The sequence below is a fragment of the Alteromonas sp. 009811495 genome, from assembly GCF_028865455.1.
In the GTDB taxonomy this organism is placed as follows: domain Bacteria; phylum Pseudomonadota; class Gammaproteobacteria; order Enterobacterales; family Alteromonadaceae; genus Alteromonas.
Window position 1 is genome coordinate 586,779 of record NZ_CP113972.1, and the last position, 13,222, is coordinate 600,000.

At 45.0% G+C, this 13,222-nt stretch carries 15 protein-coding genes; 5 read left to right on the forward strand and 10 right to left on the reverse strand.

The window, feature by feature from the left end; all coding sequences use genetic code 11:
• Nucleotides 1-87: 87 nt before the first annotated feature.
• The gene (locus OZ660_RS02700) at nucleotides 88-804 is read left to right on the forward strand and encodes a ZIP family metal transporter (protein WP_202263420.1); all 717 of its coding nucleotides are present in this window, start codon (nucleotides 88-90) and stop codon (nucleotides 802-804) included.
• 45 nt (nucleotides 805-849) lie between these two features.
• Here OZ660_RS02700 and ispB read toward each other — a convergent pair whose 3' ends face one another.
• Entirely contained in the window at nucleotides 850-1,824 is a 975-nt protein-coding gene (ispB, locus tag OZ660_RS02705; RefSeq protein WP_274742479.1) for an octaprenyl diphosphate synthase, read from the reverse strand.
• 796 nt (nucleotides 1,825-2,620) lie between these two features.
• Here ispB and rplU point away from each other — a divergent pair.
• The 4 genes from rplU to folA all read left to right on the forward strand — a co-directional run bounded on the left by rplU (nucleotide 2,621) and on the right by folA (nucleotide 5,340).
• Complete coding sequence (gene rplU / locus OZ660_RS02710) at nucleotides 2,621-2,932, forward strand: 50S ribosomal protein L21 (protein WP_012517169.1); 312 nt, start codon at nucleotides 2,621-2,623, stop codon at nucleotides 2,930-2,932.
• A gap of 15 nt (nucleotides 2,933-2,947) precedes the next feature.
• The gene (gene rpmA / locus OZ660_RS02715) at nucleotides 2,948-3,205 is read left to right on the forward strand and encodes a 50S ribosomal protein L27 (RefSeq protein ID WP_012517170.1); all 258 of its coding nucleotides are present in this window, start codon (nucleotides 2,948-2,950) and stop codon (nucleotides 3,203-3,205) included.
• A 257-nt stretch (nucleotides 3,206-3,462) separates the two neighbouring features.
• Nucleotides 3,463-4,632 (forward strand): Obg family GTPase CgtA, encoded by a 1,170-nt coding sequence (gene cgtA / locus OZ660_RS02720; RefSeq protein WP_159624208.1) that lies wholly within the window; start codon nucleotides 3,463-3,465, stop codon nucleotides 4,630-4,632.
• A gap of 219 nt (nucleotides 4,633-4,851) precedes the next feature.
• Nucleotides 4,852-5,340, forward strand: a complete 489-nt coding sequence (gene folA / locus OZ660_RS02725) for a type 3 dihydrofolate reductase (protein ID WP_274743423.1) — start codon at nucleotides 4,852-4,854, stop codon at nucleotides 5,338-5,340.
• Nucleotides 5,341-5,425: 85 nt separating this feature from the next.
• Here folA and rpoS read toward each other — a convergent pair whose 3' ends face one another.
• The 9 genes from rpoS to OZ660_RS02770 form a co-directional block, all read right to left on the reverse strand.
• Complete coding sequence (rpoS, locus tag OZ660_RS02730; protein WP_202263422.1) at nucleotides 5,426-6,418, reverse strand: RNA polymerase sigma factor RpoS; 993 nt, start codon at nucleotides 6,416-6,418, stop codon at nucleotides 5,426-5,428.
• A 75-nt stretch (nucleotides 6,419-6,493) separates the two neighbouring features.
• Nucleotides 6,494-7,360, reverse strand: coding sequence for a peptidoglycan DD-metalloendopeptidase family protein (locus OZ660_RS02735; protein ID WP_202263423.1), 867 nt, complete (start codon nucleotides 7,358-7,360; stop codon nucleotides 6,494-6,496).
• Between the two features lies 1 nt (nucleotide 7,361).
• Nucleotides 7,362-7,940, reverse strand: coding sequence for a YqaA family protein (locus OZ660_RS02740; RefSeq protein WP_274742480.1), 579 nt, complete (start codon nucleotides 7,938-7,940; stop codon nucleotides 7,362-7,364).
• Entirely contained in the window at nucleotides 7,937-8,572 is a 636-nt protein-coding gene (locus tag OZ660_RS02745; protein WP_159624201.1) for a protein-L-isoaspartate(D-aspartate) O-methyltransferase, read from the reverse strand. The genes OZ660_RS02740 and OZ660_RS02745 overlap by 4 nt, the downstream gene beginning before the upstream one ends.
• A gap of 204 nt (nucleotides 8,573-8,776) precedes the next feature.
• Nucleotides 8,777-9,862, reverse strand: a complete 1,086-nt coding sequence (gene truD / locus OZ660_RS02750) for a tRNA pseudouridine(13) synthase TruD (RefSeq protein WP_274742481.1) — start codon at nucleotides 9,860-9,862, stop codon at nucleotides 8,777-8,779.
• Nucleotides 9,859-10,332 carry a 2-C-methyl-D-erythritol 2,4-cyclodiphosphate synthase gene (ispF, locus tag OZ660_RS02755; RefSeq protein WP_159624197.1) on the reverse strand — a complete coding sequence of 158 codons (474 nt, stop codon included), beginning with the start codon at nucleotides 10,330-10,332 and terminating at the stop codon, nucleotides 9,859-9,861. The genes truD and ispF overlap by 4 nt, the downstream gene beginning before the upstream one ends.
• A 29-nt stretch (nucleotides 10,333-10,361) precedes the next feature.
• Nucleotides 10,362-11,078, reverse strand: coding sequence for a 2-C-methyl-D-erythritol 4-phosphate cytidylyltransferase (gene ispD, locus OZ660_RS02760; protein WP_274742482.1), 717 nt, complete (start codon nucleotides 11,076-11,078; stop codon nucleotides 10,362-10,364).
• Nucleotides 11,079-11,083: 5 nt separating this feature from the next.
• Nucleotides 11,084-11,374 (reverse strand): cell division protein FtsB, encoded by a 291-nt coding sequence (ftsB, locus tag OZ660_RS02765; RefSeq protein ID WP_159624193.1) that lies wholly within the window; start codon nucleotides 11,372-11,374, stop codon nucleotides 11,084-11,086.
• A gap of 100 nt (nucleotides 11,375-11,474) precedes the next feature.
• Entirely contained in the window at nucleotides 11,475-13,190 is a 1,716-nt protein-coding gene (locus tag OZ660_RS02770) for a TIGR03545 family protein (protein WP_274742483.1), read from the reverse strand.
• Between the last annotated feature and the right edge of the window lie 32 nt (nucleotides 13,191-13,222).

Consider the following 13,222-nt stretch of genomic DNA (forward strand, 5'->3'; position numbering starts at 1 on the left):
TATTTAAAAGAGCAGCTTAGGCTGCTCTTTTTGTTGAGGCATCTGGCCTTAATGGCAGCAAAATAAACGTTAGCAAAAGGACTAGGCATGGCGCAAGGGGATATTGTAGGGTTACTCGTAATGGCTACCGTAGCAGGTTTAGCGATGCCACTCGGTGCTGTTTTAGCCACCTACCAAGGTATTCAGCCTAAATGGCTTGAACAAGAACTGCGTCATGGCATTTTGGCTCTGGGCGCTGGCGCTCTGATTTCTGCCGTTGGATTGGTGTTAGTGCCTGAAGGCGTAAAAGACGTATCGATAGTAACGGCGCTAATTTGCTTTGTTGCTGGAGCGCTATCGTTTATGGCGCTTGACATCTATTTAGCAAAGAAGAAAACGGCCGGTAGTCAGTTGGCAGCAATGCTTAGTGATTTCGTACCAGAGTCAATTGCACTGGGTACAACGGCAGCGTTAGGTGGCGGTACAATGCTACTGGGTTTGCTCATAGCAGTTCAAAATTTGCCTGAAGGGTTCAATGCATATCGCGAGATGACCCCAAAAAACAAACAGCGCAGTACAAAGCTCATCATACTTTTTGCGTTGATGGCATTGTTAGGGCCGCTATTCAGTCTTATAGGGTTTTATTTTCTGGCGCAGTTTCCAGTGATAACAAGTGCCATTATGCTATTTGCTGCTGGAGGCATCTTGTATTCTGTGTTTCAAGACATCGCACCGCAAATTCGCATGGAAAATCACTGGTTACCACCGCTTGGCGGTATTATCGGTTTCTTGGTGGGAATGTTGGGCTACATGCTTGAAGGGTAGGGCTGTGCTGCCCTACCGCGTGCTATTAAGCTACTGCTGAGAGGTTTAGCTCGTGCGTTCAACTGAAATATGCGCCAGCGCAATCAAGGCGTCTTTGTAATCTGACTCGGGAATAATGGCTAAGCTATCTATTGCCATTTGCACTTCTTTATTTGCACACTCTCGTGTGTAATCTAGCGCTCCGGTTTCTTCCATAATCCCCTGAATACGCGCTAGATGAGGCAAGCCATTACTCTGCTCGATGGCTTCTTGAATTAATGCGCGATCCTCATCGCTCTTGGCGTGCCACATAGCGTAAAGCAACGGTAGCGTCGGTTTCCCCTCAGCAAGGTCGTCACCGGCGTTTTTACCCATTTCTTCACTGTCAGCCATGTAATCTAAGATATCGTCTGCTAGCTGAAAGGCAGTGCCTAAATGCTTGCCATATTCTTGCATGGCTACTTCTACGTCATTGCTTTGGTCGGTGAGAACGGCAGACAGTTGTGTTGCGGCTTCAAACAAGCGAGCGGTTTTGCCATAAATAACATCGAAGTAACGCGCTTCAGTAGTACTAGCGTCGTTGCAATTCATTAACTGTAGCACTTCACCTTCGGCAATTTGATTGGTGGCTTCAGACAGTATTTCCATAACGCGCATACGTTTTAGGCTAACCATCATCTGAAAAGAACGCGTATATAAGAAATCACCGACCAGTACCGATGCTTGGTTACCGAAAATCGCATTGGCGGTTTCGCGACCGCGACGCATGGTCGACTCGTCTACAACATCGTCGTGCAACAAGGTTGCAGTGTGAATAAACTCAACAATAGCCGCAAGAGTATGATGGTCGTTGTTATCAATGCCCATAGCACGTGCACTTAGCACAGTGAGAAGCGGACGCAATCGCTTGCCGCCACTGTTTACTATGTAAAAGCCAAGCTGATTAATCAGTGCAACTTCTGAGTCCACTTGTTGTTGAATCAGTTGGTTAACCGCCTGCATATCTTCATTCGACAGGGCGCGGATTTGATCTATATCCATAGGCATGGCAATAAAAACTTACTCTAACGTCTGGCAATAATTGGGGGCGATTGTACCTTAATCACACGTACTATCCACCAAATTGTCTTAAAAAATGACGGCTTAACGCATTTACACTTACTATGCATCGTTAATATTTCCGCTTTTGATACACGATTTCTTTCTACGTGTAACTTCAAGTGCGGCGAGAATAAAACAACGGTATAAGTTATGTGTCGCTAAAACGCTATTGAATAATGTAATTATAGGTATGCATTGTGATTTTTCACTTAAGATTGGTATTTGTCACATTTATTTAAACTACTTGGTAACAAGTTGCTGTTAATTAATAGGTTTTAATCGTGTATTTCTGGCACCGAAAAAAGTTTATCAATGTTGTAAATAAACGCCGCTAAAAAGCTAATGTAGTGACAAATGAAATAGTGATTAATGGCGATCTGATGTGTGATCCAAGCTCGGATCGCTTTGCATCTTTACATTAAGCCAGTACGATCCGAAAGTGATCATTATCAATCGAAAAACGGCGGGATCCGCAAAAGTGATCGCGTCACAACGCAGCTTTTTATCTGTTAATGAACAATTGTGAAACAGTGAAAAACGCTATTTTCTTCAAATTTTTTCTCTATTTATTGCTTTTAAAGCTGCATCAAATGGGCAATTCAGGCATAATTCCACCCATGTTGGAAAAATAATCATTTTTTCTGCGAATCGGGCTTGTGATTTACGGATGTTTCACGTACAATTCGCGCCCTGTTTTTTGAATTGAAGCGTCAGTGGACGCAGAGCGGAGTTAACTATGTACGCGGTTTTCCAAAGTGGCGGTAAACAACACCGTGTGGCCGAAGGCCAAACCGTTCGTCTTGAAAAAATCGAAGTAGCCCCAGGCGAAACGGTTGAATTTGACAAAGTTTTAATGGTAAGCAACGGTGACGACGTAAAAATCGGCACACCAATCGTTGCTGGTGGTAAGGTGACTGCTGAGGTTGTTACACACGGTCGTGGCGATAAAGTAAAAATCGTTAAGTTCCGTCGTCGTAAGCACTCTCGTAAGCAAGCGGGTCACCGTCAGTGGTTCACAGAAGTGAAAATCACTGGTATCAACGCATAATAGGAGCACGAACACATGGCACACAAAAAAGCTGGTGGTAGTACCAAAAACGGTCGTGATTCAGAAAGTAAACGCCTAGGTGTTAAGCGCTTTGGTGGTGAATCTGTTCTTGCTGGTAACATCATTGTTCGTCAACGTGGTACTCGTTTCCACGCTGGTGACAACATGGGTATCGGTAAAGACCACACGTTGTTTGCACTAAAAGACGGTAAAGTTCAGTTCGACGTTAAAGGACCGAAGAACCGTAAATTTGTAAGCATCGTAGCTGAGTAAGCGCGAAAGCTTCTCGCCGAACAGGCTTAGAAAAACCCCGCGCTAGCGGGGTTTTTTGTTTTGTGAAACCTTTCTTTGTTTTTCTGTTCTTATACATAGCGTTTAAATTCCTTGATAAGTGAGCGTTAGACAAGGTTTTACTTCTTAATTATTTTCAATGCTGAGCAGACTAAAAAGCGCCGATGGTCAATTTGGTGTAAACTTAGTATTCGCATTAATAAGTTAATAACCCACGGCATTACAGCCCGGAGTGATAAATGAAATTTGTAGATGAAGCTGAAATTCGCGTTGAAGCCGGTGACGGCGGCAACGGTACCATTGGCTTTAGAAGGGAAAAATACGTACCTAAAGGTGGCCCGGATGGTGGCGACGGCGGTGACGGCGGCAGTGTATTTCTACAAGCCGATGAAAACCTGAATACATTGATCGATTATCGCTTCGAACGTTTTCATCGTGCAGAGCGCGGTCAAAATGGTCAAGGCGGAAACTGTATTGGTAAGAAAGGTAAAGATCTTACCGTTATGGTGCCTGTGGGTACGCGTGCTACAGACAGCGATACTGGTGAAGTGTTAGGTGACTTAACGCGCCACGGCCAAAAACTTAAAGTGGCCCAAGGTGGTTTTCACGGTTTGGGTAACGCACGTTTTAAAAGCAGTACTAACCGTGCCCCACGTCAAAAGACCAACGGTACACCGGGTGAAATTCGCAATCTTAAGCTAGAGCTTATGCTGCTAGCCGATGTTGGTTTATTGGGTATGCCTAACGCGGGTAAATCAACGTTTATTCGCTCTGTATCGGCAGCTAAGCCTAAAGTGGCTGACTATCCGTTTACCACGCTTGTACCTAACCTAGGTGTAGTACGTCAAGATTCGCAACGAAGCTTTGTTGTAGCTGATATTCCTGGTCTTATCGAAGGTGCTGCTGACGGTGCTGGCTTGGGTATTCGTTTCTTGAAACACTTAGAGCGCTGTCGTATTTTGCTACATGTAGTAGACATCTTCCCTGTAGATGAAACTGATCCTGCTGAAAATGCGAAAGCCATTATTGAAGAGCTTGAAAAGTACAGTCCAAAACTTGCAGAGAAGCCACGTTGGTTGGTGTTCAATAAAGTAGATTTGCTGCTTGAAGAAGAAGCAGAGGAACGTTGCCAAGCGGTTATTGATGCGCTTGGTTGGGAAGGTCCAGTTTACCAAATCTCTGCGTTCCAAAAGATGAACCTCGATCCGCTATGCCATGACATCATGGACTTCATCGAAACACTCCCAGCAGAACTGGAAGTGGAAGAAGAGAAGAAAGAAGTGGAATTCAAGTGGGATACGTACCACAAGAACACGCTCGAAGCCCATGATGAATTCGAAGATGACGATCTTGATGACGACGATTGGGACGAAGACGACTACGACGTAGAAGTTGAGTATCGTCGCTGAGAAACAGTCGTTGAGAAACAATCGCTGAGAAACAGTCGATGAGAAACAATCGTTGAGCGACATAAGCATCAACGAATAAACTCGTTTAAAAAGCACGGTTCAGCCGTGCTTTTTTGTTTCTATAGGGGAAGACCATGGTAATAAATCAGCCCAACGATACAGTTCATCCTGTATGATAGACGTCAGTAAACGTGAGGTAATAAGTAGATGAAGTTAGCAATGATAGCCGCAATGGCTAAGAATCGTATTATTGGTGCTGATAACGATATGCCATGGCATTTACCTGCAGACCTAAAGCATTTTAAATCAGTGACCATGGGAAAAGCCGTTATCATGGGGCGTAAAACCTATGAATCTATTGGTAGAGCTTTACCCGGACGCCCTAACATTGTGATAACCAGTAACAAAGAATACAGTTTGTCTGATGCCACAGTGGTCGATTCGCCAGAGTCGGCAATCGAAGTCGCTAAAGCACTGACACAAAACGCCGAAGAGATCATGATTATTGGTGGTGGCACTATCTATCAGTCATTTTTAAACGATGCTGATACGCTGTATCTTACCCACATTGATCTTGAGGTAGAAGGTGACACTCAGTTTCCTGACTATGAGGCGGCAGCAACGTGGCTTGAAGTAGAGCGCGCATCATTTGAAGCAGACGATAAGAACCCTCATGGGTACACGTTTGTCACATTAGCGCGAGTCTAATTTAGCTTAAACGTTAACTGCATGATCATCTAACAAAAAAGCCAGCGTAGTTGCTGGCTTTTTGCGTTCAGTTGGCGAGCTAGTTCTACTTCATTTGATCAAATAAGCTCTCTAGCGACAAACCTTGGTGGCCAAGCATATCGCGTAAGCGGCGCAGTGCCTCAACTTGAATTTGACGAACTCTTTCGCGTGTCAGTCCAATTTCTGCACCTACATCTTCAAGCGTAGAAGGCTCATAACCCATTAAACCGAAGCGACGTGCTAACACTTCACGCTGTTTAGGGTTAAGTTCTTCCAACCAAGTAATGATGTTAGTTTTGATGTCAGAGTCCTGCAGGCTCTCTTCAGGGCTAAACTCTTTTTCATCAGCAATAATATCAAGCAGCGCTTTATCGTTTTCACCACCAATGGGTGTATCAACCGAGGTGATTCGTTCATTTAAACGCAGCATTTTAGTGACATCTTCTACAGGCTTATCAAGTGCCATTGCAATTTCTTCTGCGGTAGGCTCATGATCTAGCTTTTGTGAAAGTTCACGAGATGCACGTAAATAAACATTTAGCTCTTTTACTACATGGATAGGCAAACGAATAGTACGCGTTTGATTCATGATCGCACGTTCAATAGTTTGACGAATCCACCAAGTGGCGTAGGTTGAAAATCTGAAACCTCTTTCGGGATCAAATTTTTCTACCGCCCGGATCAAGCCCAAGTTGCCTTCTTCAATAAGATCAAGCAGTGCTAGACCACGGTTGTTGTATCGGCGAGCAATCTTCACTACTAGGCGAAGGTTACTTACTATCATGCGTTTGCGCGAGGCTTCACAGCCTTTCAGTGAGCGGCGTGCAAAATAAACTTCTTCTTCTGCGGTAAGTAGCGGCGAAAAGCCAATCTCACCAAGATAAAGCTGTGTTGCATCCAAATTTTTAGGTTGGTCATCCTGACTGAAAATAGCATCATCGCTTTCCAGTTCAGCGTCGTTTTCTAAGGTTTCGCCGGCTTTCATATCAGCTGGCATATCGATGACTTCTACATCATCTTGAGGTGTTGATTCTAAGGCTTTCGTTGACTTACCCATCGTGAATCTCCTGCTACAAGGTTTACCTTATGACGTATCTCCTTTCCGCGTTCTTATTATTATTTATTGTTATTATTATCGTGGTGGCAGGTATTTCATCGGGTCTAACGATTTCCCTCGATACCTCACTTCAAAATGAAGCTTAACCGAACTCGTGCCGCTGTTACCCATGGTGGCAATTGTTTGGCCTGCTGACACCCACTGTCGTTCTTTAACAAGTATAGTGTCGTTGTAGGCATAAGCACTTAAGAAGGTATCGGTGTGTTTTATAATTACTAAGTTACCGTAACCTCGAAGTGCGCTCCCCGAGTAAACAACTTTCCCATCTGCTGCGGCAACCACATTACTGCCTCTTGCCCCAGCGATATCAATTCCTTTGTTGCCAGACTCTGCTTTACTGAAGGTCTCTACTAGCTTACCTTGTGCAGGCCACACCCACTTGTTAACTTTACTTGGGAAGCTAGTCGGCGTTTTATTTTTGACGCTCGGTGTCGGCTTCTTGACAGTGGTAACATTTTGTGGGTTAACAACTTTTTCACTTTCACGATACGCCTGTGTTTTTTTGCGGTCAACCAAACTTTTGTCTATAGGGGGGGAGGTCGGATCTGTTGACTGCTTAGTCTTGATCTCAGGTTTTACGGGGGTTCTAGCGATTCGAGGCGGTGGTGAGATCCGCAAAGTCTGACCCGGATAGATCACATAAGGCGCTGATAAGTCGTTGTATTTTGCCAGATCCCGGTAGTCATTTCCGGTATACCATGCTACGGCAAAAAGAGTGTCACCACGCTGTACTTTATAGGTATCTTGGGTAAATTCTTCGCTACCATCTGCAACCTGGCTATTAAGCAGTACCACGGGAGCAGGGGCACTTCGTCCTGCACAGCCGTGCAAGAAGACGAAAACGAGTCCAAGTAACGCTATTGAACGTGGCGACGTTGACATATCATCGCAGGATTATGTATGCCGCAATGGCAAGAAGTACAACGCCCCATCCAAGAATTTCGACGTATTGACGAAGTTTTTGCTCCATTGCCGCACCGCCCCAACGCATTAATGCTGCAACTAGGAAGAAGCGTGCGCCTCGTCCAATAGCAGACGCGATAACAAAGGGCAAAAATGCCATCTGCAAAAAACCGGCGCTAACCGTAAATACTTTATAGGGAATAGGTGAAAAGCCAGCAAGAAAGACAACCCAAATGCCATACTCTTCAAACCACGCCATGGTGGTTTCTATTTTGTGTGTGTAGCCCCAGCTGTCAATAAGTGGCGAAAGCCATGCATCAAATGCAAAGTAACCTAGCCAGTACCCTGCAATACCGCCTAAGATAGAGGCGATAGTTGTGATAAGGGCAAACTGCCAAGCTCTATGCGGCTGAGATAATGCCATTGGCGCTAGCATGACATCCGGTGGAATAGGAAAAAAAACTGACTCTGAGAAGCTTAACCCACCTAAATATTTGGTCGCGTGACGATGTCTCGCCCAGCGCAATGCCATGTCATAGCATGGCTCAAAAAGCTTCACATTAGCTCTCCTGCAACAAGGGGAACAAACCTGACAGACTCTATCGTCGTGGTTTTTAGTTCACCCTCAATCCTATCAATACACAGTAACGACTGTTGTTCGTTACCTACGGGAATAATTAATCTTCCGCCTTCTTTAAGCTGGTCACATAAATCTTGAGGAAGGCTTGCCGCAGCAGCGGTGACGATAATGGCGTCGTATGGCCCTTTTGACGACCAACCTTTCCAACCATCACCGTGTTTCATTGCAATATTATGAAGATCAAGCTGATTCATACGGCGCTTAGCTTGAAACTGCAATGATTTTATACGCTCAACACTAAATACTTTCGAAAATAGTTGCGCCAATATAGCCGTTTGATAACCCGATCCTGTACCAATCTCTAGTACTTTCTCGGGTTTATTAGGGCTATCAAGAAGCAGCTCTGTCATTTTGGCAACGATATAAGGTTGCGAGATAGTCTGACCTTGTCCAATGGGTAAGGCGGTATTCTGATAGGCTTTGTGCTTTAGCGCATCGGGCAAAAAGCCCTCTCGCGGTGTACCCGCAATGGCGTTTAATACTGCCTGTGAACGTATTCCTTCGTTGTAAAGCAGTTCTGCTAACGCGTCTCCTTTTCTAGAAGCTCTCATGATGTTGCGTACTTTCCTTTATTCTTATTTCCAGCTTCGCTAGTCAATTATGTGGCGAGCCACGCTTTCATAGTATCTAAACTTTAACATGCCGTCATCTCTGTGCGTATTGTTCAACAGCACAATACCCATTAGCAATAGCATGAAAGGCAGTATAAGGGCTAGTATCACTAACCCCAATTAGGCCAGCTAAGCCAACGCGAATTACACGCGATTTATTGGCGACAAGGTCTCAACACACTCACGCAGTACCGATGTAGCAAAACAGCCACTTGGCAGTGAAAATGAGACGGTAAAGGTATCACCTTTGCTTTGCCACTGTAGCTGAGAAGGCCATATTTTTATTGCTCGGCGCTCTTGCTCGAAGCCGCATTGACTCAGAAAATCGATAACTTCACTATGATCAGACGCGACGCTTTGCTCTAAAGCCAATGCCTGATTTATTGTAGCAAGTTCTCCCTTTCCCCACAGTGGTGCTGAAGGACAAACATCCTTTTCAGCATAGCGCTCTTGAGCGCGTAAATGGCGCTCATCAGCACTCGCTTTATCGTACATAAAAAAGCTATTTGAGCCTGATAACACTAGCGCGTCACCATCAATGACGGTGTCGAATTGTTCAGTTTCAAGCCGTGTAGAGAGCATTTCATTAAATAGCCAGCTACGCAATGCTGATAGTGCCATCGAACGCTTGTTTCTGTGTCTAATAGCTTCACCGTTTACCATACGCTCAGCCATAACGAGGTTACCGCCTCGTTGCACCTCACCCATGTCGTTTAAACGCATAACACCAAAGCGCTGCTCACCGTAATAATTTGGCACGCCATGCTTTACTATCTCTTGCAAGCGTTCTTCAATGGCTTCTGGATGCATAACTTGTCGTAGGGTAATCGTGAAGTGATTACCTTTTAGTTGCCCAGTGCGCAATTTCTTATTGTGACGAACCTGCTTAAGTACTCGTACTCCTTCAAGCTCAAATGTACTGAAGTCAAAGTCAGGCTTGCCAGGCGCATGAATACCGAACCACTGTTGTGTGACGGCATATTTGTCTTTTCGTCCTGCATAGGTAATTTGACGTAGTGGAAGCTTCACGAAGCGAGCCAGTTGTTCGGCCACAAATGCGGTGTTTGTATTCGTTTTTTCAACAAAAACGAACTGGTGTTCGCCTTCGCCACAGGGCTCATACCCAAGGTCTTCTACAACTTGGAAGTCGTCGGCTTGAAACTTGAAAATACCTGTCGATACAGGTTTGTCGAAATAGTAATGCCAGTGATCGGTGTGTAACGGCTTCATAATTTTTCCAGTAGCGCCACAGCGTGCGCAGCAATGCCTTCTTTGCGCCCTGTGTATCCCAGTTTTTCTGTAGTAGTGGCTTTTACGTTAATAGCATCAATATCAACACCACAGTCTTTAGCTATAATTTCGCGCATGGCACTGATATGGGGAGCCATCTTTGGCGCTTGGGCAACAATTGTCATGTCCGCATTACCCAGTTTGTAGCCTTTATCGTTCACTACCGATACAACATGCCTTAGTAATACTCGACTATCAGCACCCGCATAGGCATCATCAGTATCAGGAAAATGTTTGCCAATGTCGCCTAGAGCCGCGGCACCTAACAGTGCATCACAAAGTGCGTGCAGCAATACGTCGCCGTCAGAATGAGCAACTAAGCCTTGCTCATAATCAATCTTCACACCACCAATGGTAATGGGGCCGTTGCCACCAAATTTATGTACGTCGAATCCATGTCCTATTCGCATTATGGTTGTGCCTTTTTTATCGTGGCGCGTTAGCGCTCGCGTAACTTTTGTTGTAAATAAAATTCTGCCAAGGGTAAGTCTGCTGGATGAGTAATTTTTATATTCGCAGGGCTACCGTTAATCATGGCAACTTTGTGACCCGCCAGCTCCATCGCCGACGCTTCATCAGTAATATTCGCACCAGCGGCGAGACCAGTTTCAAGAGCGTGCTTTAATAATCCCGCAGGAAACAGCTGTGGCGTAAGAGCGTGCCACAAATCGGTACGCTCTTCTGTATGTGAAATTGTTCTCATGGTTGCCAAGGTGTTAGGCGATGCTGTTGCTCGTTTCATTGTATCGCGCACTGGCGTGGCCAATATGCCGCCCGCTACCGAGTTGTCATTCATCACATTAAGTAGCGAGGATATATCCTCTTCATCAACACAAGGGCGAGCTGCGTCATGAACTAATGCCCAGTCTGTTGGTGCTAATGTGGCGATACCGTTAAGCACACTGTCAGCGCGTTCTTTGCCACCTTCAACCACACGAATTGCTTTACCGTTAAGTTCCAATTCGGCGAAATACGCGTCGCCTGCACTAATCGCAACCACAACGTCGTCTATCTTAGGATGGTTAACAAGGGCGTCAATAGTGTGTTCCAGAATGGTTTTATTTCCCAGCATGAGATACTGTTTGGGGCGATCGGCTTGCATTCTGCTGCCAACGCCTGCGGCGGGAATGACCGCAACAACGCGAGGGGTAGTCATGTTATTCACTTCGATTCTGCTGGTAAAATGCGGTAAAAAGTTTCACCTTTTTTGATGAGACCAAGCTCATTTCTCGCCCGTTCTTCAATAGCTTCTAGCCCAATTTTTAAATCGCTGATATCGGCTTTTAAGAGGGCGTTGCGCTGCGCGAGGTTGGCATTTTGAAGTGCTTGTGTGTGAACTTCTTGCTTGCGATTGAAGTAATCGGGAATACTGTTTTTGCCAAACCATAGGCGATATTGCAATAGTGACAACAGCACTAACAATACAATAGGAAGCCATTTACCTTGCAACACAAATCCACCTGAATATTGGTTGAGCATAAAAACACAGAGGCATTATTGCCTCTGCTCTGTGTCACATTATGCCGCGAACGCGCGCTGAGTCAAAGGCGTATTAGTCACCTTGGCCAAATTTGCCCTTAAGTTTATCTAGCAGTTTGTTTTTCTGTTGATCAACCACGTTATCCAGTTGTGCTTGCAAAAGCTCCTGTAATGCTGCGCTGTCACCTTGCGCCGCGCTTAACATGCTGCTCACATCAACAAGCTCGCCGGATAGCACCGTTTGCTGGTTGCTAACCATGGCGTTGAGTTTAGTGTTTAGCTCATCCAATTTATCTTTTTGACTATCGGTTAACTGCGATAGCGCAGCTTGTGCTAATTTATTGTCTAAATCTGACTTAATGTTGAAGCCTGGGTTTGAAAGTGTACCGTCTAGCAACATTGTCATGTTTAAGCTACTTAAGCTTTGGAGCGCCTTGGCAATAGCGCTGGTGACATCACTCGTACCAGTGGCCTCCATAACCAGTTGCTGCAGGTCAACCTCACCCGTGCCTGACAGCATGTTATCGGTGACTTCCATCGAACCATTGGTCTTCATTAAGGCCGACTTTAATACGGCGTTCAAGGTTTCATTTTGGCTGAAGGAAATCTCAGACATGTTAACACCAGCTAGTTCCCATATCTGGCTGGCGTCAACGCCGTTACCATCTATCCAAAATTCACCGCTAGAGGTAAATGACTTCAGTAAGTCACCCGCCGCTTCAATGGTAAAAGTAGTTGGGTTACCAAATACTTCGTGCACATTAGTAATGTTGTTCCATTTACTGGTAATCGCCTCATCTTGCCAAAGTACAGAGACATTGGCTTCTTTAACCAATATAGAAGGTATGTCTGCTGGCGCTTCGCTTTTTTCCTCACCTTGAATGAGGGGCATGACAATTTGCATCGCAGCCATTAGATATTCAGTGTATTCGGCCGCTTTGTCACCGAAAACGAAATAAGTAACTTGAGAAAGGGCGGCCTCATCCCCTGCAATTACGCCTTTTAGCAACGCGTAGTCTTCTTTGGGGGCATTTTTTAGTGCTTCTACACTGTTACTTAATGCCACTTTGGCGTCAGAAGCTTTTTCTGTGAAGCGACTAATAAGCGCTCTGTCTGCTTGTATCTCTTCTTTGAGTTTATCAAACGCAGACTTTGCTTGAACAAGCGCTTGAGGGTCTTTGTAATTTGTCTCTTTTAGCTGCGCCACTTGCGTTTTATAGTAATCGATACGCGATTTATCTGGCAGATTTTCATAGTCAGATTTCAAGTCTACCCCATAACTCTGATAAGCCTCTTTCGCTTGCTCGATGGCTGCGGTGGTTTTCAGTGGGTTACGGGCAAGTAGCTCATCAACAGTAGGCACTGCTTCTTTAGCTTTTGCCTTTATTTCATCGAAAGACAATGAGCGCTCTGGTACGCGATACACTTCACCGGGCTTAGAGCGTTCAGTATCAAATTGTACTTTCAGTAGGTTTAAGTTATTTACAATGACTTGATCATCTAGAAGGGGAGCCAACTCTACATCTGCATTTGCGTGCCCAACGAAAACTTGGTTGTGTGAGGGCTTAGTCGGGTTCGTTAACGCAATGCCTTTTAGCGTAACGGTAGTAGGGAATAACGAGTGATCAAATTCATCAATGTTAACTTCTGCGCCGTATGACTCACCAAGCTTAGACTCAAGAATTGATTTGATAATGGTGTTAGCAAAAAGGAAGTACACCAAAAACAATAGAACAAAAAATCCAACAACCCACAGTAATATAGGTTTGCCCTTGCTTTCACTACTCATTTCCCACTCCTTGATTTGATATGTGTTTGGTG

Excerpts from the sequence above, each read along its gene's own strand:
- OZ660_RS02700 (WP_202263420.1), top strand. The coding sequence starts at position 88 with ATGGCGCAAGGGGATATTGTAGGGTTACTCGTAATGGCTACCGTAGCA.
- truD (WP_274742481.1), bottom strand. The coding sequence starts at position 9,862 with ATGAAGCCGTTACACACCGATCACTGGCATTACTATTTCGACAAACCT.
- ispB (WP_274742479.1), bottom strand. The coding sequence starts at position 1,824 with ATGGATATAGATCAAATCCGCGCCCTGTCGAATGAAGATATGCAGGCG.
- OZ660_RS02770 (WP_274742483.1), bottom strand. The coding sequence starts at position 13,190 with ATGAGTAGTGAAAGCAAGGGCAAACCTATATTACTGTGGGTTGTTGGA.
- ispD (WP_274742482.1), bottom strand. The coding sequence starts at position 11,078 with ATGACTACCCCTCGCGTTGTTGCGGTCATTCCCGCCGCAGGCGTTGGC.
- rplU (WP_012517169.1), top strand. The coding sequence starts at position 2,621 with ATGTACGCGGTTTTCCAAAGTGGCGGTAAACAACACCGTGTGGCCGAA.
- OZ660_RS02745 (WP_159624201.1), bottom strand. The coding sequence starts at position 8,572 with ATGAGAGCTTCTAGAAAAGGAGACGCGTTAGCAGAACTGCTTTACAAC.
- ispF (WP_159624197.1), bottom strand. The coding sequence starts at position 10,332 with ATGCGAATAGGACATGGATTCGACGTACATAAATTTGGTGGCAACGGC.
- rpoS (WP_202263422.1), bottom strand. The coding sequence starts at position 6,418 with ATGGGTAAGTCAACGAAAGCCTTAGAATCAACACCTCAAGATGATGTA.
- OZ660_RS02735 (WP_202263423.1), bottom strand. The coding sequence starts at position 7,360 with ATGTCAACGTCGCCACGTTCAATAGCGTTACTTGGACTCGTTTTCGTC.
- folA (WP_274743423.1), top strand. The coding sequence starts at position 4,852 with ATGATAGCCGCAATGGCTAAGAATCGTATTATTGGTGCTGATAACGAT.
- cgtA (WP_159624208.1), top strand. The coding sequence starts at position 3,463 with ATGAAATTTGTAGATGAAGCTGAAATTCGCGTTGAAGCCGGTGACGGC.
- rpmA (WP_012517170.1), top strand. The coding sequence starts at position 2,948 with ATGGCACACAAAAAAGCTGGTGGTAGTACCAAAAACGGTCGTGATTCA.